General features: G+C 57.6%; 19 protein-coding genes. 1 reads left to right on the plus strand and 18 read right to left on the minus strand.

Going from position 1 to position 21,402, the window contains the following annotated elements; translation table 11 throughout:
• Positions 1–60: 60 nt before the first annotated feature.
• The 13 genes from RFM52_RS20840 to RFM52_RS20895 form a co-directional block, all read right to left on the minus strand.
• Positions 61–1,467: an aspartate aminotransferase family protein gene (locus RFM52_RS20840; RefSeq protein ID WP_320297879.1), complete on the minus strand. Its 1,407-nt coding sequence runs from the start codon at positions 1,465–1,467 to the stop codon at positions 61–63.
• A 1,116-nt stretch (positions 1,468–2,583) separates the two neighbouring features.
• Positions 2,584–3,039 (minus strand): ubiquitination-like system serine protease family protein, encoded by a 456-nt coding sequence (locus RFM52_RS32830; protein ID WP_430699292.1) that lies wholly within the window; start codon positions 3,037–3,039, stop codon positions 2,584–2,586.
• 5 nt (positions 3,040–3,044) lie between these two features.
• Positions 3,045–4,499: a HesA/MoeB/ThiF family protein gene (locus RFM52_RS20845; protein WP_320297880.1), complete on the minus strand. Its 1,455-nt coding sequence runs from the start codon at positions 4,497–4,499 to the stop codon at positions 3,045–3,047.
• A complete protein-coding gene (locus RFM52_RS20850) occupies positions 4,496–4,918 on the minus strand; it encodes an E2/UBC family protein (protein ID WP_320297881.1) in 423 nt (140 codons plus the stop codon). Before RFM52_RS20850 ends, RFM52_RS20845 begins: the two co-directional genes overlap by 4 nt.
• Entirely contained in the window at positions 4,918–5,163 is a 246-nt protein-coding gene (locus tag RFM52_RS20855) for a multiubiquitin domain-containing protein (RefSeq protein WP_320297882.1), read from the minus strand. Before RFM52_RS20855 ends, RFM52_RS20850 begins: the two co-directional genes overlap by 1 nt.
• A gap of 203 nt (positions 5,164–5,366) precedes the next feature.
• Positions 5,367–5,864 (minus strand): Lrp/AsnC family transcriptional regulator, encoded by a 498-nt coding sequence (locus RFM52_RS20860; protein WP_320297883.1) that lies wholly within the window; start codon positions 5,862–5,864, stop codon positions 5,367–5,369.
• Between the two features lie 66 nt (positions 5,865–5,930).
• The gene (locus tag RFM52_RS20865; RefSeq protein WP_320297884.1) at positions 5,931–7,475 is read right to left on the minus strand and encodes a fumarate hydratase; all 1,545 of its coding nucleotides are present in this window, start codon (positions 7,473–7,475) and stop codon (positions 5,931–5,933) included.
• 6 nt (positions 7,476–7,481) lie between these two features.
• Positions 7,482–8,915: an NAD-dependent succinate-semialdehyde dehydrogenase gene (locus tag RFM52_RS20870; RefSeq protein WP_320297885.1), complete on the minus strand. Its 1,434-nt coding sequence runs from the start codon at positions 8,913–8,915 to the stop codon at positions 7,482–7,484.
• Positions 8,916–9,105: 190 nt separating this feature from the next.
• Positions 9,106–10,032 (minus strand): LysR family transcriptional regulator, encoded by a 927-nt coding sequence (locus RFM52_RS20875; RefSeq protein WP_320297926.1) that lies wholly within the window; start codon positions 10,030–10,032, stop codon positions 9,106–9,108.
• A 120-nt stretch (positions 10,033–10,152) separates the two neighbouring features.
• Positions 10,153–11,085, minus strand: coding sequence for an HpcH/HpaI aldolase/citrate lyase family protein (locus tag RFM52_RS20880; RefSeq protein WP_320297886.1), 933 nt, complete (start codon positions 11,083–11,085; stop codon positions 10,153–10,155).
• Between the two features lie 133 nt (positions 11,086–11,218).
• Positions 11,219–12,370: a CaiB/BaiF CoA transferase family protein gene (locus RFM52_RS20885; protein ID WP_320297887.1), complete on the minus strand. Its 1,152-nt coding sequence runs from the start codon at positions 12,368–12,370 to the stop codon at positions 11,219–11,221.
• A 15-nt stretch (positions 12,371–12,385) separates the two neighbouring features.
• Positions 12,386–13,642, minus strand: a complete 1,257-nt coding sequence (locus RFM52_RS20890; RefSeq protein ID WP_320297888.1) for a methylaspartate ammonia-lyase — start codon at positions 13,640–13,642, stop codon at positions 12,386–12,388.
• 516 nt (positions 13,643–14,158) lie between these two features.
• A complete protein-coding gene (locus RFM52_RS20895) occupies positions 14,159–15,076 on the minus strand; it encodes a DMT family transporter (RefSeq protein ID WP_320297889.1) in 918 nt (305 codons plus the stop codon).
• Between the two features lie 873 nt (positions 15,077–15,949).
• On the opposite strand from RFM52_RS20895, the gene RFM52_RS20900 reads away from it, so the two are divergent.
• On the plus strand, positions 15,950–16,126 hold the full coding sequence (locus RFM52_RS20900; RefSeq protein ID WP_320297890.1) for a hypothetical protein: 177 nt from the start codon (positions 15,950–15,952) through the stop codon (positions 16,124–16,126).
• 697 nt (positions 16,127–16,823) lie between these two features.
• Here RFM52_RS20900 and RFM52_RS20905 read toward each other — a convergent pair.
• From RFM52_RS20905 to RFM52_RS20925, 5 genes are all read right to left on the minus strand, one after another.
• Positions 16,824–17,195 (minus strand): hypothetical protein, encoded by a 372-nt coding sequence (locus RFM52_RS20905; protein WP_320297891.1) that lies wholly within the window; start codon positions 17,193–17,195, stop codon positions 16,824–16,826.
• Positions 17,192–17,497 carry a transposase gene (locus tag RFM52_RS20910; RefSeq protein WP_320297892.1) on the minus strand — a complete coding sequence of 102 codons (306 nt, stop codon included), beginning with the start codon at positions 17,495–17,497 and terminating at the stop codon, positions 17,192–17,194. Before RFM52_RS20910 ends, RFM52_RS20905 begins: the two co-directional genes overlap by 4 nt.
• A 131-nt stretch (positions 17,498–17,628) precedes the next feature.
• Complete coding sequence (locus tag RFM52_RS20915; RefSeq protein WP_320297893.1) at positions 17,629–18,603, minus strand: ABC transporter permease; 975 nt, start codon at positions 18,601–18,603, stop codon at positions 17,629–17,631.
• Positions 18,596–19,603 carry an ABC transporter permease gene (locus RFM52_RS20920; protein WP_320297894.1) on the minus strand — a complete coding sequence of 336 codons (1,008 nt, stop codon included), beginning with the start codon at positions 19,601–19,603 and terminating at the stop codon, positions 18,596–18,598. Before RFM52_RS20920 ends, RFM52_RS20915 begins: the two co-directional genes overlap by 8 nt.
• A gap of 94 nt (positions 19,604–19,697) precedes the next feature.
• Positions 19,698–21,362: a peptide ABC transporter substrate-binding protein gene (locus RFM52_RS20925; protein ID WP_320297895.1), complete on the minus strand. Its 1,665-nt coding sequence runs from the start codon at positions 21,360–21,362 to the stop codon at positions 19,698–19,700.
• Positions 21,363–21,402 lie beyond the last annotated feature (40 nt).

Consider the following 21,402-nt stretch of genomic DNA (forward strand, 5'->3'; position numbering starts at 1 on the left):
GACCACCACTTGGTTACCCGGGACGGCGTCGACCCGGGCTCGCTTCCCTCGGCGGTCTGTTCAGATCGCATTCTCGGCCTTCAGCGCGCGATAGGTCGTCTCGATCGATTTCGCGGTTGCGTCGACGATTATGTCGATCTCCTTCCGGGTGATGATCAAAGGCGGGGCAAAGCCGAGGATATCGCCGTGCGGCATGGCGCGGCCGATGACACCGTTCTCGAACAGAGCAGCGGCAACGCGAACGCCGACCTGGAGATCGGGCTCAAACGGGATCCTTTGTTTTGGATCCCGCATCAACTCTACGGCGGACAGGATTCCGACACCACGAACTTCGCCGACGATGGGGTGTCCCGCCAGTTCGGCATTCATGCGGGCATGCCAATACGGTCCGACATCGCGGACATGCTCCAAGATATTTTTTTCCTTTAGGAGTCGAATATTGGCCAGCGCGGCCGCAGCGCAAAGGGTGTGACCTGAATATGTCCAGCCATGGCCCAGCGCGCCGTGCTTCTCTGTTCCTTGCTCCAAGACCGACCAGACGCGGTCGCCAATGATTGATCCGGAGATGGGCAGGTAGGCCGAACTCAAACCCTTGGCGATGGTGACGAAATCCGGACGCATGCCATAGAGGTGGGAACCGAATTTCTCACCAGTTCGCGCGAAGCCGCAAACCACTTCATCGGCGATCAGAAGGATATCATACTTATCCAGCACCTCTTGAATGGCTGTCCAATATCCCTTTGGGGGCGGAACGATACCGCCTGTCCCAAGCACCGGCTCGCCTATAAAAGCCGCAACCGTCTCCGGACCTTCGGCGAGGATGAGGGCTTCAAGTTCGTCGGCACAACGGCGGGAGAACGCCTCCTCACTTTCGCCGTCAAGCGCCTGGCGATAATAGTGCGGCGTCGTGGTATGGCGCACCAGATCCAACGGCAGGTCGAAGAAATTATGGAAGAAGGCAAGGCCCGTCAGGCTCCCGGTGACCAGCCCAGACCCGTGATAACCGCGATGTCGCGAGATGATCTTCTTCTTTTCAGGGCGTCCTAGAATGTTGTTGTAGTACCAGACCAGCTTGATGTTGGTTTCGTTGGCGTCGGAACCGGAGAGGCCGAAAAAGACCCTTCGCATGTTCTGGCCAAAATACTCGACCACAGCCTCTGCCAAGAGTGCGACTGGCTCTGTTCCTTGACTTGCATAGACATGGGCGAACGGCAATTCGTGTGCTTGCCTCGCAATGGCCTCGGCAATTTCCGTGCAGCCATATCCCATATTGACGCAGTAGAGCCCACCGAAACCGTCGAGGCTCTTTCGGCCTTCCGTATCCCAGATGTACACGCCTTCCGCACCGGCCATGATCCGATTTGGGGTCTCCCCTCGGCTGTGCTTGGCCAAATGCGTAGACGGATGAAAGACGAAGCTTCGATCCTTCTCTCTGAGTTGCTCGGTTCCCAGATTGCTCAACCGCATAGTCCCTCTCCTCGCGATGGATTGGCGAAGGGCACTCGGCCAGCCGCCTCCTTAAGCAATTATCATACCGCAAACGCCTCTCCAGTTTCGCGGGAATGCACGTCATTCGCCGACGAATTCGCGGAATCGCGACCAAAAGCCGTGGAAACCAAACCCTCGGCGTTTACCGTTGCCTTGTTGCGGGCATGGGATTGGTGAATTGAAATCCATAGGTTTGGTCACGCGAAGGCTCGTCGAGATTTGCTGGCGGACGCCTTCATTCACGAGATCAGCGAAACTAGCCCTTTATTGCACGCGGGCCCGCCGAGTTCGGTTCGCGCGCGTATGTCAGCGAAAGGTATTGCATACGGTCGGGAGATGCGGGAGATGGTGGTACGAGATGCGCCGTCCGTAAGCCGCCGTGCTGGAGTTCAGCAGAATCTGCCCGATGGCGTCCCTCGCGTCGTCGGAATTGGTTCGGCCATATGTGAAAGCGAACAAGCACGACGACTGCGACGCCGAGTCGGCGACGCCACCACGATGCGCTTCGTGCCGGTCAAAGCAATAAGTCTGGTGGCGGAGCGGACGGCGCTGTTCAACAATCTACGCACCGTTTTGCTAAGTTTGCGAGCTCTGGGCCTTGGCTGGGAGCCACGAACATCGAATTTCCGGTGGACGCAGCTTGGCCCAGTATCGTCATTGCGTGTAGCTGGCCTGCCCGTTGCCGCACTGTCTCAGCTGGCTTACGAGCTTACGAGATCGCTCTCGTTGCCGAGCGCATCAAACCTTTCGTCGGCGACGAATGGAATGCATTCGCAATTGCGGCCGCGGGGATGCTCATCGCGATGAACACCTGAGAGCACGAGGGACAAATTACAGCCGGCTGAGGCCAGAATGGCGTTGAGGGCCAGCCGGCTGGGCCGGCAAGATAGTTGCTGCCTGTCCGGTGCTCGGCCTTGATGTGGCCGGTCACGGACTCGATGGTCGAGTGGCGCCGCACCTGGCCTTAATGGCCGGGGTGACGTGGCGCTTCTGGCCCGCGGTGCAGCTCCTGAGCTTGCGGCTCTCTTCCGCAGTAGTGTGACCGCGCTAGCGCCGCATGGCCGGCGTCACGTCGCAGTCGCTCCAGGACGCGCTCTAAATTTTTCTTTCATATAGGTCTGATCGGGCTCGCCAAGGCTCGACACCCGTGTCGTCACACCAGTAGACTCTTCCTTCGCTAATCCAGAAATGGCTTAGGCATCCTTTGGTTCTCCAAACAGAGGGATGCAACGTTGGCCGGCCCTCCACGCTCACCTCAATGCGCCACCTGGGGTTATGTGGCGGATGCGTTGGTAACGAAACCACATCGCCACACCCACAGGGGCACCTAAAGAGCGCCCAGTATGGTCGACCTTTGTGCATGACGCTGATGAACTGTCCCGGCCGAACCGCGTCATTCGAAGGCGTTTTTTCAACCACATCACTGCGTGCGAAAAATATCTCCGCGGATGGTGCCTCAGAAGGATTTCGGTGCTCGGACGTTTGTAGACTGCGTGGGCCGAGAGTGATTTCCTCTACCCACCGCAAGAATCTTAACAGCCAAGACCACATGTGAATCAACACAGCTTGCCGAGTGACGGCATTCTGAGCCGATAGCCATTCTCGGGTTCGAGCAATAAACCATTTGGACCGCAGCAAAAACAACCTGTGTTGTCCTTTGGCATATTGCTGTAAATTAGCATATGCACAAAGTCGTACCATATATTGTCGCGGCGAATGTCGCTCGGAAGCCGCCGATAGGGGCGCAGCAAATCAAACAATGTCGCGACGGCCATGTCGGCAGTCGCACTGGTGAAGGGGCCGACCCCGGGCGCCCGCTCCCCGCCCCCGACCAGATAGTACTCTTCCCGGAGCGTCTCTGGATCCAGCTCCACCAAATTCGGACGCGCCTTCAGTGCACTCTCGTAACTGAGCTTTTCCTCGGTGACGACGCCTTGGCATCTTAAGCACCTACCAGATTCGGGAAGAACTGTGCTAACCCGGCCTCTATGATCGCGTAGGTACGGCTGACGCTCCTGGTCAACACCAATATTGCCGGCGAGCCCGCAGTCGATAAGCGCTTGGCAATAATAGTACACTGCTTGATTGAGAACTTCTCTTCCAGCGACATCGTCTGTACAGCCGAACACCAGGTCGGCGCTCGAAATCGCATCGACCGCTTCTGGAGACTCGTTCACATACGCCTCAATCGCAACGACCCCCAACGTCAGGCCCAGATCGCGGATGTATCGCGCTAACGTGGCCGCTTTGCTCTCGCCTATATCGCGACGGCGATATCCGCGGACGCGGTTGAGATTGCTTTCTTCGAGCAAGTCGCCATCAATAACGATGAGTTCGCCTACACCCGCGCGGGCGATGAGTGTGGCGACTGAAGACCCGGTTCCGCCACCTCCGACGATTGCTACGCGCAACGATCTGAGCTTCTCGTTGAATGGTTCGCCAAAGGCAGCTTCTTGACGCCGTAGCAGTTCCGATGGCACAGCGTCGCCTGTCTCGTTGATGTGAACTGCGAGCTCCGTCCCGAGCACACAGACATGACGGACGTCAGTCACGCGTTGAGGAGCCGCACCCGGCCGAACTCTCGCACGCCACTGTCCGTCGGCCAGAATCATCGCAACAAGCGATACTTCAGGGCCGTTGCAGCCAGCGTACCCCCTCAGAATGCTTTGTTCGTTTTGATCATCTTTCGTGGAGAAATCCAGCATTCCTCCTGGATGACTATGTGCGAATCCCAGCTCAAGCCGTTCCTGCTCGCAACGAAGGTAGATGTCCTGAAACTTGCGCAGATTAATGCGCAGGTGAACTGGGGAGCTGTCCAACACCCAGTCACCGTCCATCTCAATCACATCAACAGCCACAAAACGTGTAGACGCCGGCAGACCCGATACAGTCCTGTCCATCTTGCGAAAGAGAACCAGCGCGCCCCGTTCGTGACCGCCCAGGTGCCCCGTCAACCAGCTCTTCAGCCTGTTATCGAAAGAACCGGTAATTGAAATGCGATGTCCGCTCATGAGCGCCTCGCGTCAGGGTACTTAAACGCCCATGAGATCCGGTCCATAATTGTCTGGATGTTGTCGACCTTTGCTTTCCAAGGTTTGTTATGCCAGTGCCTGGACCACCGACAGAACACTAGCCCGTTGTGCGTACGCGAATCCTCATTTGGACGAGGCCCGCCAGTATTTGGTATTGGCTTTCCATCAGTCCGATGCAGGCGTGGGTGAACCCAGAACATGTCTCCGCCCGAGCTATTGTAATTCTGCGGAATTACATACAACACATCGACCGCATCAGCAGGCCTTTCATCTACCGTGTAGATGTCTTTCGGCAGCGGAAAATTCTTGAATATAAGAAAACGGGTACCGTCTTCTTCCTCAAAATCCACGCCTGCTTTGCGGAGTATCTCGTAGTCGGAATCGAACAACAGGGGCATTATTGGTTTCCGGCTTCGGAACTAGCATCCTGGGCGTAAAACTTTTCAATCCCCGGAGACCGCAAATCGATTGAGTCACCACGCCCAACCGGCTGACCGGGCTGGCCCGGCCTTTTCACATAAAGGTCCATGCTATCTGGTATGCCAGGGCCTAAGCCTCGCACTTCAGCGCCGGTTATGAACTGGTTGTCCCATTCGTAATTTTCGTTTTCGATTTTGAATTTGAACTTCTCTTTCGGAGCCATAGGCTTCGATCCTTCTCTCGCAGTTGCTCGATTTCCAGGTTGCTCGGCGGCACCATCCTCTTGCCGCGTTCGACTGTGGAGACGCCGACCAGCCGCCTCTTATAGGGGAAGCGTCCCTTTGTGTTTCACGGAAATGCGCGTGTTTAGCCACGGAATTCGCGGAATGAGGATCCAATCCCGTGGAAACCAAGGGCCTGGGGAGTTTACCGTTGCGTTAGCGAAGACAAGGGAATCGGCGCATTGGATTTCACGGGTTTGGTCACGACAAGGCTATAATATTGATCGATCCCCAAGCCTGCCTGCAGCAGTCCCTCCATGAAATCCTGATAGGTAGCCATGGACAGAGATGCGACGCGCATTAGATAATCGATCCGCCCGCCGATAGCCCAGCAGTCGAGGATTTCCGGATATTTTTGGATCGCGGTCTCGAAGTGTCTTTGGTCCTCGAGGCGATGACGATCCAATACGACCTCCACCATGACGAAGACCATGCCGCCGATGAGGGCCGGACTCAGTCGCGCGTGAAATCCCTCAATAATCCCTGCGACCTCAAGTGCACGGAGCCGCTCCGAGCAGGCCGACGCCGAAAGATGAACGCGTTTTGCAAGCTCGCTTTTTGAAATCCGGCCGTCTGACTGAATCTCTGAGAGAATGCGGAAGTCCCAAGCGTCCAGGCGCGCAGGATTGGGTTTCGACTTCATGACCTTCTGCTCTTAGCCGTTGTCGACAATGGAATTGACGCCAACCAACCGAACTTGGTCGGAGGCTCAAACGCCAATGTTGCGTGCGATGCTGTCCGCCGCCATGCGCTTGCGCCACTCAAGGGGCCCGGAATTGTGAATGGAGTTTCCCTCAACATCGACAGCCATGATGACAGGCATATCCTGCACCTCGAATTCATAGACTGCTTCCATGCCCAGGTCTTCAAAGGCAATGAGCCGCGCTGACTTGATCGATTTTGATATCAGGTAGGCAGCCCCCCCTACTGCTATGAGATACGGGGTTTTGTGTCTCACAATCGACTCGATCGCCGTCCGCCCCCTCTCCGCTTTGCCCACCATTGCGAAAAGCCCGGTTTTGGCGAGCATCTTGTCCGTAAAATCGTCCAAACGGCTGGAGGTTGTTGGGCCAGCCGGCCCGACGACCTCGTCTCTCACCGCGCGGACGGGTCCAACGTAGTAGATAACGCGTCCCTGCAGATCGAATGGAAGCGGCTTGCCGGCGTCGATCAACTCGACCATTCGCTTGTGGGCGGCGTCACGGCCTGTCAGCATCTTTCCGGACAGAAGGAGCGTTTCACCACAGCGCCACGATGCCGTCTCTTCCTTCGTCAGCGCATCGAGATCAACACGGCGAACGCCGCCTGGACTCAATTCGTCGGTTCCAATGTCGGGCCATTCGCGCAAGTCGGGCGGCTCCAGCCTGACTGGTCCAGAGCCATCCAAGGTAAACTTCAGGTGCCGGTTGGCGGCGCATTGCGGAATGAGCGCCACGGGCTTGGACGCCGCATGGGTAGGATAGGTCGCAACCTTGACATCGACGACTGTCGTCAGGCCACCAAGGCCCTGAGCGCCGATGCCCAGCGCGTTAATCCGTTCATAAAGTTCAATCCGCAGTGCCTCCTCCGCGCTCGACGCCCCCCTGGCGATCAGTTCCGCTATATCGACGGGCTCGTTCATGGCTTCCTTGGCAAGCAGCATCGCCTTTTCAGCGCTACCACCGATGCCAACGGAGATCAGGCCGGGCGGACACCACCCACTGCCAAGCGTCGAAACAGTATCGACCACCCAGTCGGAAATGGACCCGCTGGGGTTCAAGGTGGTAAAGCGTGCCTTATTCTCTGACCCGCCGCCTTTTGCGGCGATGGTGATCTCAATCTGGTTCCCTTGTACAAGGTCGACGTGGACGACCGCCGGCGTGTTGTCACGGGTGTTGACCCGTCCGGCCAGCGGATCGGCAACGATCGATGCCCGAAGGGGATTGTCCGGGTCGAGATAGGCCTGACGGACGCCCTCATTCACGAGGTCTGCGAAACCGACTGTTGACCTGATGCGGGCGTCCATGCCGACTTTTGCGAAGACCACCACAAGTCCGGTGTCCTGGCAGATCGGCCGCCGCCCGAAGGCCGCCATGCGGGAGTTCCGCAGAATCTGCCCGATGGCATTCTTCGCCGCCGGGCTCTGTTCACGCGCATACGCTTGCGAAAGAGAGCGGATATAATCTGGAGGATGGTAGTACGAGATGTACTGAAGGGCGTCTGCCACGCTCCTTGTGATGTCCTTGCCGGCGATGGTCCGTGTTCTATTTCCCACAGGATCTCATCCAAATGAGCCGAGGCCGTTGACCATTTTGAGGATTTGAAAGCTTCGCACCCCCTGCTCGCCGCCTTCATATCCATAGCCGCTTTGCTTGACACCCCCGTAAGGCGCGTCCGCGGAAACCCCTTTCAGGTAATTCACACTGACAGCCCCTGCCGAAAGGCTGTTGGTCAGCTTGCGTTGGACATCAGCAGTGTTCGTGAAGAAGTAAGCTGCCAAGCCATACTCAGTGGCGTTGGCTTCCTGGATCGCCTCCTCGAGTGTGTCGAACGGCGCGACGGTGAGAATTGGCCCGAACGGCTCTTCGTGCAGCACGCTCGCTTCCTTCGGTACACCCGTCAGGATGGTTGGCGGCCAGAAAAAGCCCGGCCGGTCAAGGCGGGCGCCCCCAGTCTCGATGCGGGCGCCGCGTTCGACCGCATCCTTGGTCAGGCGCTGCATGGCCTCGATTCGCCGCGCGTTCGCCATCGGACCCATGTCCGTTGCAGCGTCGTCTGGTAGGCCGATCCCGATTTTGCGGACCGCCTCCGTCATCCGGGTCAGAAATTCCTCGTAGAGTGGCCGCGCGACCAGGATCCTGCTAGGCGCGTTGCAGCTTTGGCCCGCGCACTCGAACTTGTATTCAGAAATTGCCGGGATGGCCTTTCCCAGGTCGGCATCCTCACACACAATAACCGGAGAGTGCCCGCCGAGTTCAAGAACGCAACGCTGCAAGTTATTCGCCGCTAGTGCGGCCAGCTGTTTTCCAACCGCCGTCGAGCCCGTGAAAGTCAACACCTTCACGATTGGCGAACCGAGCAGATGCCGCGATATGTGCACCGGAACACCGAAGACAAGATTCACCACGCCGTCAGGGATGCCTGCTTGGCGCAATGATTCAACGATATGGACAGCCACGCTCGGTGTCTCTTCAGCCCCTTTGAGGATCACCGGGCAGCCTGCCGCCAGCGCCGGGGCGAGCTTGCGGGCGATGAGGACGGCCGGATAGTTCCAGGGCGTAAATGCAGCAACGACGCCGAGCGGCTCCGGGACGATCATCCGGTTCGGCCCCATCGGAATAGGGGCCGACAGCTCTTCGGCATGCCTGCCGTTCCATTCCAGCGTTTCGACGGCACGCGTGTACTCACCTGTCGCTTCGGCAATCGTCTTTCCTTGTTCGGCCGTCAGGTCCCTGGCTGCTGATTCAATCTTCGTTGCCAAGATTCTTGCGGCTGCTACCAGGATCTCGCCACGTTCTTTTGCAGGCCGTGAAGACCAAGCCTTGCGGGCGCGTTCTGCCGAAGCCAGGGCCTCATCCAGATCCGACACCGTCGCCGAGGCCACCGAGGCAAATACCTTCTCCGTTGCCGGATTAATCACCGGCAATGTGGCTCTGCTACCACCGGGCCGCCATTTGCCGTTGATGAAGAGCTCGTGGCTCCTGGCGTCGGACATCGCGTGCTCCACTTGTGTGAATTCCAGCCATGCGAGTGCCGTTCGACGTTGAAACCGGCAACTCGCTTGAGCCAGTTTCATCGCGACGGTCGCGGCGGGTCAAATATCGATTAGTGCCGAAATCCATCTGGAATCCAGATCGATCTAATCCGATGGCAAAAAAAGGTCGTGTTTTGTAGATCGACGGCTGTCAGGCCGCGTCAGGAGCCGCGGCTGCCCAGCCCCGACTCTCAATTAATTCTCTGGCGACCTTGGGGATGAGCTTGCGGACCGCGGAGACGGCCGCGGAACGCTCATCTTTAGGATTTACAGCAAGCACAACCGAGCGTGTAATCACCGGATCGACGATCTTGACAGTCCGCACCAGCCCTTGACAGGCTTCTTTCTGGACCGCGGACGGGGCCAGAATAGAATGGGCTTTTCCCTCTATAACCATGTTGATGATCGTTGAGAGCGAGTCCACTTCAAACTCGACGTCCAGCGCGCAACCGTGTTGTGCCACGACGTCAGCCACAGAACGCCTGACGTTGTTATTGCGCATGGGAACCGCCAACGGGAACGCATGCAGGTCCGCCAGACATATCGACTCCTCGAAAGGCGGCTCACCTGACGGCACCACCAGACACAGGTCTTCGCGTGCCAAGACTGTCATTCGCCCCACACTGTCTGCGGTGCGGTAGAGAACTGCCAGATTGAAGCGTCCAGCAGCCATCCACTCCTCTAGCGGTCCAGTCATACCCTCGACCATTTTGAGGGACACTTTGGGCAGTTCGTTTCTTACCGACTCAAGCAGCGGGCCGCTTAGGACTCGAGCAGCTCCAGACGGAATGCCAATAGTCACCTCCCCTGCCGGGGAAGCAGCTGAGTTGGTTAATTCCACCTCGGTCAGCCGAATTTCCCTGAGAATCGCCCGCGCCCGCTCCAGGAGTTTGGCTCCCGACGCCGTGACACTCACGCCGGTCCTATCGCGTATCAGCAACTGGGTGCCGAAACCTTCCTCCAGTTGGCGCACATGTAGGCTCAGCGCACTCTGGGCGACATTGAGGAAGCCGGCGGCCTTCGTAAAACTGCCTGCTTCAACCACGCCGACGAAATATCTTAACTGCCTGATGTCCACGATGAAGAAATCCAGCCGCGGCATGATCCCCAGCGTCTTCGTATCTATCTCGAAATGAGATGGCAGGGAAGTCACAAAGCTGTAATAATTTCACAAAACTGTAAGAGTATTCCTGTGAATCTAGCGCCTGTCCGGCCGCTGATTGGTGGGTCGGTTATTGCTGGCGAGAGCCAGGATCTCGTGGGCGCGCCGCACCACCGGCGGATCGATCATCTTGCCGTCCAACGAGAATGGAGCTCGTCCATGCGTGGCGTCATCGTTTTCCGCAGCGACGACGCGACGGGCCCACTCGAGTTCTTGTGCGCTTGGCGAGAATGCCTCATTGAATATGGCCACTTGTGTCGGATGGATCGCCAAGGCTCCGACAAAGCCAAGCCGCCGCGCACGCGTCGCGGCTTCACGAAGTTTATCACTATCGGAGAACTCGCCGATGCTCCCTACGAAGCCCAGTGGGAGCAAGCCTGCCGCCCGGGCGGCAAACAAAACGGAAAGGTTCGGCGCCAACAGAAGGTCGAACTCAGGGGAGCCGCCGACAGCGGCACTGAAGTCTTCGGGCCCGAGCGCCATTGCGGCCATCCTGGGATGCGCCGATGCAATGGCCGCGAGCCTCTGCAAGGCGCCCGGGGTCTCGATCTGGGCAAGGAACCGGATGCGTCCCAGCGGAAGACTTCTTTCCCGTTCAAGTTCTGAAACTGCATTGGCGATCTCTAGTACCCACTCTGGCGAATCCGTCTTCGGAAGAACAAGCGCGTCAACACTCTCTATCACTGCTGCATCAAGATCGGCCGCCAACGCGCGCAAACCATGATTAACGCGGACCAAAACAGATGCGCCTTTCCGGCCCACCTTGGCCACGCATTCAGGAAGCTGTCGCCGTGCCTCACCCTTCTGATCCTGAGGAACGGAATCCTCCAAGTCGAGAATGACGCCATCCGCACCCCGCTCATGCGCCGTCTCCACAAAGCGCGGTACGTGAGTGGGTACGAAGAGCAGGGATCTCCAGCGTGGTACGGACATCGCGGTTTCAACTGACGGAAGGGGGTCCGCGATCATGGAGTCATCTCTGCCATAAATGTTAGCGAGCGTGACGGCAGTGGGCTTGCTGGATGGGCGACGCGCTGAGATGGTCCGAGGCACACAGGCTTTTCGCAAACCGCGAGCGCACTCCCCATACTCAGACGCGCGCTCACGCTGACGCGGCTCTGTCGCGCAAAAGCCCCAGAACCTCCTCGCGGACAGCCTCAGTATGAGCGCCAAGAGCCGGAACTGGGCGTAGCGAGGGCTGCTCATAGTTGAAAATTGCCGCCGGCGCGATCGTCTCGACGCTTCCTTCAGGCGTGCCAATCTCGACTCTGCGGACATGTGGATGTTTTGAAACATCCGCCACTTCGCTCAGTCGGCCGTAGGCCAGTCCGGCCGCCTCAAGCTCCTGCATTGCTCCCTGGCAGGATAGTTCAGAGAACCGCCGTTCAATGATCTGATCAAGTTGCGCACGGTGACTGAGGCGCTGCATATTATCGGCAAAACCAAGTGCGCGTGTAAGTTCCGGCTGCTTGAGGAACTTCTCGCAAAAACTCACCCATTCGCGGTCATTCTGAACCGAAAAGATGACGTCCTTGCCATCGGCACAACTATAGGCGCCATATGGCGCCAGAGACGGGTGTTTCACACCGGCGCGTTCGGTGTGGTAGTCGCTATAGTCGTTTTGGAGAACCGGAACATTCATCCAGTCAGCGACAGCATCGAACAGTGACACCTGAATGCTGGTTCCTTCGCCGGTGACCTCGCGGTGATACATCGCCTGAAGAATGGCGCTGTGCGCTGTCATGCCCGCTGAGATGTCACAGACCGAGACCCCGACACGTGCGGGCCCTTGTTGGTTGCCGGTGATCGCACATAGACCTGTTTCGGCCTGGACGATGAGATCGTAGGCCTTCAAGTGTGAATAAGGTCCTTTGTCACCGAAACCCGAGATGTCACAGGTTATCAGGCGCGGAAATCGGCGACGCAGGTCAGCAGACCCGAAACCTAGTTTTTCAATGCTGCCCGGCTTCAGATTCTGGATAAAGACGTCAGCGGTGGCAACCAGCGTGTCGAGGACCTCGCGATCCGCCTCCAACCTCAGGTCCAGACACACCGATTCCTTACCCCGATTAAGCCAGACGAAGTAAGCACTCTGCCCTCGGACCAACTTGTCGTAGCTTCGGGCAAAGTCCCCTTCGGGCCGTTCGATCTTGATCACCCGGGCACCTGCATCCGCGAGCCTAGACGACGCGTAAGGCGCGGCCACCGCCTGCTCCACGGCTACGACAGTGATCCCCTCAAGAGAGTTCTGCATGCGACACCGTGCTTTTCATCCAACGTTTTTGGCTCGAACTCGACGACGGTTCAGCATCGCCAGCAACCGGTTCTGCTCGTTCCCGACGATGGAATATGCCTCGTCGACACCCATTCCGGGCTTGGCAAGCATCATGTCGGCCTGGGTTGCCACCGATACGTGGACCGAAGCCTGGGCGGAGAGATCCGTCTCGGTACAGCTTCCCCCGACATAGGCCCCTACCCCATTCTGCTTGCAGATGAGAACGGCGCGCGCCGTATCGGCAATTGAGCCGACATCGGGTGTCTTGATCTGGATCAGATGCGTCGCTTTGGCTTCTGCAAAGAGCCGAATGTCCTCAAGCGTATTGCACCTCTCGTCTACGACAATGCGAGCACTGGAACCCCGGTCATCCAAAACCGATACAATCCGGGCGTAGTTATCAATTTGGGCTTGTGTCGAGCCAAAATCCGCCGGGCACTCGATGTTGAGAGCAAAACCCGGAACGGTATCGGCAACCCTACAGATAAAGTCGGCAATCTCTTGCGGCTCCATTCCAATTTCCAGGCCGATCCAGCCATACACATCGAAATGAAGCACCGGATGATACCCCGGGCGGCCGAGTTCGCGCGTGCGCGTCGCAACCCACTTGACGAAGTCAAGGAAAGTCTTGCCGCCTTGGCCGAATTTTTGCCGTGAATTGATCAGGCCATGGGGAAGCACATCCACCGCCTTCAAGATCATTTTGTCGACATTGATTTCGCGAGCATCGCCGCTCTGGCAGTAAATCGGTACCCTGCGCGTTGGCAGCAGCGGTAGATCAAATTCACTACATATGATCTCCGCCATCGTCGCACGTTGAAGATGAGCCGCCGCGCGAAGGAGCGCCTGGCTCACGCCATACTCAATAGCGAGGGGTAGCCGCTTGTCTTCGAAGGGCTCGAAAACTTTCGCGCAGGCATCAAGATAACGAGAAGCATCGGCATCAAGAAGCCGTGGCGTCACAACGCGCGACGTCAAATCCGAGATTTGAGCGGTTTCAAACACAGGATCGCGCCCGCCAGCACCAGAGTACTGCACGTTCATCATGTCGCCCCAAACAACGGTTTCGTCGGTGAGGATTAGCCCGATGCTGAGCGAAGATGCTGGAACACGAATTGATTGGAAGTCGGGTGTAACGGGCTCGCCCACATAGACAAAACCGTCTTGCGAGGCACCGGCTCTTATGGCTGCCTGATCGTCGTAGAAAAAAGCGCCGTTTCCTGGCGCGAGAAGCACGTCTCTGATCTGCACTTCAGTTCGTTCCATTTGTGTCGGGTCGCGTTGACGGGCGGATGAAGTTCGATCTGGTGCTCCCCATTTATGTGCCACTTGGCATTGGGTCCGCCAATATAATGTTCCGGACAGTGCCATCGCGTTTTGAGATGGCCGGCAGCTGCCCGAGGAGAACGGTAGTCAGCCGGACCGCGGTTTGGGCGCCGGCGACCGCTGATAGGGGTTTTGTTCGGGTAGCAGATGGGCGTGCTCCTGAGGCACAGTAGCAGCAATCTTCATGACTCCGCAGGCGGAGCAGCCGGTCCGCCCATCCGCCAGGGCAACGGTATTAGGCCTCAACGGGAGATCTGTCGCGAATAGGTCGAATATAATGGAACATATCTAACACATATATGGCAGTGAGAACATGTACATGGCAGCGGCAATAACAATGCCTTTGCGAGCCTATCTTGGACTGCGGCGTGAATTAACGACGTGACATCCGCAAACCCTGCGGCCGCTGAAATTCCCTCGATTATCATCGGCGGCTGCAAATCATTCATCGACATTCTCTCCTTTCGGGCATCCTCGCCCGCCAGCCATCGCCAGAAAGTATCCGACCGCTGCCACGGTAATAATGGTGCCCCCTATTAGGGTCGATAGCGAGGGTGTTTCGCCGAATCCGAGCCAAACCCATAATGGAGCAAGCGGCGTTTCTATGGCACCAATCAAGGAGCCTTGCGAAGCTGGAACTCGACGTAAGCCGGCAGAAAATAACACAAAAGCCATCACCACTTGCACCAGGCCGAAAAGCGCAAGCCATACGAGGTCTCTCAGGTTCGCAGAGAGAGGCGCTGCGAAGCACAAGCTAACCAATGAAACTAAAATGTTGGCAAGGCAGACAGAAGCCAGAGGCGATTGTTCTCGGTGTCCGCGGATAAACACAGTAACAGCGGCGGTTATCAAAGTCGTGGCGAAGGCAAATGAGCTCCCAAAAAAATCGGACGCTGAACTCGTTCCCTCCACGAGCACACAGCTGCCTATAAGAATGGTCACTACCGCGCAGATCGTCGTAGGCCCAATTTTCTCTCCGAGCCAAAGCCACGCCAAGATGGCCGTGAAGACCGGTGTAGTCACGTAGATGGCTGCTACGTTGGCAATCGATGTTAACTGGCACGCCGGTATGAACGCTAGCATGGTGAGTGCCAAAGAGCCAGCAACGATCATCGCGTGCCCTTTCGGAAAGAGGCTATATTTTGGTCTAATTACACACAGATAAACTGCTAGGAAACCGGTCGCAAACAGACTCCGCCAAAACAGAATCGTCCACGCGTCCAGCGGCAGAATTCTGACGAACATCCCCCCGGTGCTCCAAGCGATTGCAGAGATCGCGATAAAAAGGAACCCTATTCTATAATTGCCTTCACCCAAGCCTTCACCCAAGACAGCCTCTTGAGAATTAGTGGTGTTCATCACTTGCCTCTTCTCTCTAGACAGGGATGGCAAAGGTCACGCCCGCGGTGTGCATTGGTCTGCCTTCCATGGGAAGACCTCACAAGCAGCACTTCGTTCAGATCGCCCCGGGGAGCAGGTCCGGCACCAATAAGCGCGTCCGTATTCTTAACGAGACCAAGCCGACTTGCTTTTGACGCCAGCCGCTACGCTTGCTTGTGATCCGGCGAGACCGAAATGCATGAATCGCACTCAGATTGGTTTCACCACCCAGGCAACGTGTCTCGTTCCTCCTCCCAGTCAGGCCTTTGAAGCAAAAACTCGCGAAGCGACATGTAACCGCCATGTCGAACAGCCACATTATTGACATAGCATTTCCTCTGCTGATGAATGGTTCTCTTGCTATTATCGAGACGATATTCTCACAGTCACAAAATAGGTAAAGAAAATTGTTTGCAAAGGTTTCGTTTCTTCCTTGATATTTTTGTGACAATCATTGACCGTTCCTCATTCGATATTGTACCTTTCCGTCATGCCGCTCCGGCAAAAGTGAAGCCGCTCATCGGCACTGGTTCTTCCGCACGCGCGTCCTCTGGTTCGCCGGCGCCCGCAGATCGACAACGCGATCTAGGCCCCACGTGGCGAAATCCGGCCTCACAGAATGTCGACCGATTATCGAAGGGACTCAACTGGGGGAGGTGGCTTCAAGTGATCGAAGGTCCGACGGGCGGCGGCGCACAGACGCGCGGAGAAGGTGCGGTTCGTGGCGGAGAGCCTGATGTCCGGCGTCATTGTCCGGTTGGCGGAGGCGGCGCCCAAGTACGGGGCGACGCGCTGGCAGATCTATGATTGGCGCAAGCGGCTGCGGAATGGATCCTGGCATTGCCTGAAAGCATGGCCGCAACACCCTTGCTTTGGGGGCGCTGCTGGTCGAAGAGCCGCCTTCCCAGCCGCGGCACGCGCATACCGGGACCGAGAATCCTGATGGACAATGTCGTGATCCGCGTCGGGCAGGATGCCGACGAGCGGCATCTGTCGCGGGTGATCCAGGCGGTGCGGGCGGCGACATGACCACGCCTGGTGCGCAGTTGGAGTCTACGTCGCGACGCGGCCGATCGACTTTCGCCGGGGACGTGACGGCCTGGCTGCATCATCAAGCGTCGCCATCGCCGATCTCCGTCATGAAACCACGGGCACCATCCGGGATTTGGGGGCGCGGAAAAAGATGGGGTCTAATCGCGGTGGGGACGTCAAGTATCTTTGCGCTCGGAGATGCGTTGCCGGGTACACGATTGTCTTCGCGGTCGACATCGATCGCCGCATGATGGAGTTTCGCGGGACGAGCCTTTAATGTAGACGACGCACTTTGCTGAGTCAGCGGTGCAACCCATCAGCGGAATGGCTCGGCTCACGTCCCGGCAGGGACGCCTCAGGCGTTCAGATTCTGAACGCTATCCGGATTTACGTTGTGGCTCCTGCATTCGGATTAACGAGCTCGCTGGTTTTAAGCATTGAATGCATAATCACCGCCTGTTTGCGCCACAACGGCAGCTCTTTTGAAGCCGATCCTCTCTCGGAGAAGTTGTCCGGATCTGGGCCTCTCCCTCCCGCGATTATCCCATGTGGCCGCACCAGTTGCCCTCTATCGCCGAAACCCTGCAGGCCTTGGCCTTTCTCAAGGGCCACCATCAGAGCAAAGTCGAAGATCTCATGCCCTGGAACTTCCGGAAAGCGTCAACCCCCAACACATAGGGGATCGGTAAGGCGCTTACACTCGGATGCCGGTGACCTTGCGGTTCGAACAGTTGACCAAACGGACGGCCCGAGCGCTGCGATCCCCATCCGGCGAATGATGAGCCCGCTTGCGGTTCACCGGTGCCTCGGGCGTCGACAGCATCAGCGCTATCTGGCGCGAGCCCAGGAACGGTGCTGTAGGAACCGAATGGTCGCCTCGATCAAGGATCCAGGAGATCATCATGTGCTCGTCGATGCGCCGCATCAGCACCAGATCGTCGTTGTCGTTCGCCGCCCGCTGCCGATAGACGCCGGAGCGCGATAGTCCCAGCATCTCACACTGCGCCCGGATCGACAGCTTCGGATCGTCGCGATCAAGCATCCCTCTACGGTCCGCCGTGCTCATCGTCCGGACCTCTTGGCGAAAAAATCGTTCTCGATCATGAGGCGACCGATCTTGGCGTGCAGCTTCTCGATCTCCCGCTCACGCGCCTCGTCCGCCTCCATCCCGACGCCGGCGTCGAGGGCCCGCGCCGCATTGCCCAACAGCTGCTTCTTCCAGGCATAGATCTGGTTCGGATGCACCTCATAGCGCTGCGCCAAATCCGCAATCGTCGCCTGTTCCCGAAACGCCTCCAAGGCGATCTTCGCCTTCAGGCTCGCATCGATCTTCCGTCTCGTCTTCCTCATCATCGTCTTTGAGGTCAAGGCATTCTCTGAAACGTGTTTGCCGGCGCATGGTTGTCTGCGCGGTTGCCGTCGCAGTCTCACTTCTAACCTTTGCTATAGGATTTGTTACCGCTTCACTTTTCCTCATTGTGATTTCAGGAAGGAAACCGTCATCGCCGCAGACGCGGGTCGAGCGCTTCTCTGAGACCATCGCCGACATAGGTGACGCTGAGGACGGTGAGCGAAATCGCAATGCCCGGCCACAGCACTAGTTGCGGGTAATCCTGAATGTATTCGATCCCGTCATAGAGCAGCCGCCCCCAGGTCGGGAAATCGGGCGGAAAACCGAGGCCAAGAAAGGACAGCAAGCTTTCCGAAATCACGGCATCGGCGATTTGGAGAGTGCTTGAGACAATGATCGGCGATATGATGTTGGGCAGCACATGACGACCGATTATACGGTGCGATGGCGCGCCGATGCTGCGCGATGCCAGCACGAATTCGCGCCGCTTGACGGTCAGAACTTCACCGCGAACGATGCGCGCAGTTTGCATCCAGCTCGTCAATCCGATAGCCGACACGATGAGGATGAAATTCCCCATCTCGACTCCGAGAACGTTCGCCAGCGCGTCGCGGAACAGCATCACTGTGATCAAAAGCAGTGGCAGCACCGGCAATGACAGAAAAAGATCAGTGAGCCGCATCAGCGGGCCATCAAGGGATTTGAAATAACCGGCAACGACACCGACAAGAGTGCCGAGAAAGATCGAGATGACCATCGCCGTCAGGCCGACGGCGATCGATATGCGACCGCCTGTCATCGTCCGCGCCAGCAGATCGCGCCCAAGCTGGTCGGTGCCCAACGGATGGGCCCAGCTCGGTCCCGCGTTCAAAGTCGTGAAGTCGATATAGGTGGGGCTTACGCGCCAAACAAAAGGGCCGAAGACGATACCGGCGACAATCAGGAAGAAGACGGCAGCCCCGGCGAGGGCGCCCTTGTGGGTCTTGAACTGGTCCCACACGTCCCACCACTGATTGCGCGACCGCGTCGCGAGCAACACAGGGTCCACGCCGGCGATGGGATCGATCGGAACAAGCGCCTCGGCGACTTCTTTCGATTCGTTGTCGCGAAGCAGCTCAGTCATAGCGAATCCTGGGATCGAGCAAGCCGTAGAGCAGATCGGCGATCAGGTTGAAGACGACGATTAGCACTGCGAAGATGAAGGCCAATGTCTGCACCACCGGCACGTCATTGGCGTATATGGAGGTGATCAGAAGCTGGCCGATTCCGTTTACCTTAAATATCTGTTCGGTCACGATGGCGCCGCCGAAAACGCTAGGCAGGCCAAGCGCGACTACGGTCACGACGGAGATCATCGAATTGCGCAATACGTGGATGAACACGACCGCAGCCTCGCCCACGCCCTTGGCGCGAGCCGTGCGAACGTAGTCCTGATTAAGATTGTCGAGCATTGACGAGCGTAGATAGCGACTGATGGAGGCGGTGGTCTGAATCGCCAGCACCATCACTGGCATGGCCATCTGCCGAAGCTGCTCGATGAAACTGCTCCAGCTGTTGATGACGAGATTGGTGTTGTAGATGGTCGGAAACCAGTCGAAATAGACCGCGAAAATCAGGATTGCCAGAACGCCCGAGAAGAAAGGCGGTACGGCCAGGCCGAGCATCGAAATGAAGGTGCCAACCTGATCGAACACAGAATACTGTTTGTAGGCTGAGATGATGCCAATCGGCAGAGCAATCAGCACCCCAACTATATAGGCGAGACCAACGACTAACAGCGTCTGCGGCAGGCGCTCCGCGATGACACTGAAGACCGAGCCCCGCGATTGCCAAGAGATAATACGCTGCATACCGTCCGAAAAATGCGTCCCGAACAGAACATCGAAGGCGTGCAGCGGCTCGGTTACGAAGAATAGCTTTAACCAAAGGAGATACTGCACTATCAGGGGCTCGTTCATTCCAAAAGCGGCGCGCATGTTCGCGCGGACTTCAGGTGGAATGGTAGGTGGCAACTGCGATAGCGGATCGCCTGGCGCGATTTTGAGCAGCGAGAAGATCGCGAGGCTGATCAAGAACAGCGTCGGGACCGCTATAAGCATTCGTCGAATGGCATAGTTAAGCATGCGCCGGACCTGTTGCTGCCGGCCGGGCAATGGTATTCGCGGCCGGCGTGGGAGATGGACAGCCAAGCGCCCTTACAAGAACGCGCAGGCAAGCCTACTTTTTGCGATGCCAATCCTGGGCGTTCCACAACTCAGAATCCCAGGCGTTCATGGCATGGCCGCCCAGCGTACTGGAGATCGCCGAGACGTTGGAGCGCCAGACCAGGGGCATGATCGCGTAGCTGTCTACCAGCATAGTATCGAGCTTCTTCACTATCTCGCCGCGCTTCTCGACGTCAGCAGTACGGCCGAGTTCTGTCACTAGCGTCTCGTAGTCGTTGTCGCAGTAGCGCGGCATGTTCCAGCCTTGCCACTTGTTGTCCGGGCCCGGAGCTTGGCTGCAGGTGTAGGTTTTTACATATGAGCCGAGATCGGTACCGCTAGCATAGTTGGTCCACATCTGGACGTCCGCATAGAATTTCTGGGCTGTGTCCGTACTGCTTGAATCGCCGCTGAACATGACAGAAGTGTCGAGGCTCTTTAATTCGACGTCGACACCAATCTCGTCCCACCACTGCTTGATGATTGCCTGGAACTGGTTGCGTATCGAGTTGGTGGTCGTCACGAAGGTGAGCATCATCTTCTTGCCGTCCTTCTCCCGGATTCCGTCGGGACCCGGCTTCCAGCCCGCCTCGTCAAGAAGTTTCACGGCACCCGGAGTATCCTGCTTCAGGCACTCCGTATTGCCGGCGGCGAAGTGTGCCGGCGCCGGAATCCAGTCACAGGTGGGTTTGCCCATCGAGCCGTAGCCGATCTCGCTCAACCTCGCGCGGTCTAGTGCCATCGACAAAGCCTTGCGCACGCGAACATCACTGAGGATTGGGTTTGGATGTTTGGCCGTCGAACGCTCTTCCGGGGGGAGACTGGAGGAGCGATCGGTCAGGTTTATGAAGAGTGTTTCGACCCACGTCCCGTAGGACGAGAGCACCTTTCCCTTGCCCACTTTCTCCATCTTGCCCAGCACGTCCGGAGCGAGCTGCATGTTCAAGGCATAGTCGTATTCGGCTGTCTGCAGCACTGCACGGGCCGCCCCGAGCGCATCGCCCCCACCCTTGTAGTTGACTTGGGCGAAAGCTGGTTTGTTCTCATCGCGGTAGTTCGGGTTGGCCTTGAGCTGGACCGCGTCACTCGGCTTGAAGTTGGTGGCGACAAACGGCCCAGTGCCGACCGGATAGAAATTGGCTTCAGTGCAGGTTGGAGCCTTCGCGCCCAGGCAGTCAGCGAACTGTTTGGCTTGGATGATTGGAGAGCTCGCGCTGACAAAGAGAGTATAGGGGACTGCTGTCGCCTCCTTGAAGGTTACTTTTACGGTCAGGTCTTCCAGTGCCTCGACCTTGTCGACGCCCTTGAATTTGTCAAGTTGGGCGCAACCGCCCTTTGGGTCCATGCAGTAGTTCGCGGTGAAGACCACGTCCTTCGCGCTGACGGGCGTGCCATCCGACCATTTGAGACCAGGCTTTAGTTTCCAGGTGATCGACTTCAAATCCTTGGAGATGCCGCCGTTCTCGACGGTCGGGATATCCGCTGCAAGCCGCGGGAAAAGCTCGCCGTTCTCGTCATAGCCGGCTAGCGGCTCGAGCACCAGCGAGGCAGGAATGGTGTCATTGTCGCTTCCCGAGAGGTAAGGATTCATCATCGACGGCGCCTGCCAATTCAGGATGTTGACGGCCCCGTCTGCGCCGCGTTCGGCAAATGCAGACGTAACGAGTACGGTCACCATGACCCCGGCTATTAGAAGTGGTTTTAATCTAGACATTCTA

Source organism: Mesorhizobium humile, from assembly GCF_033977215.1.
Lineage (GTDB): Bacteria > Pseudomonadota > Alphaproteobacteria > Rhizobiales > Rhizobiaceae > Mesorhizobium > Mesorhizobium humile.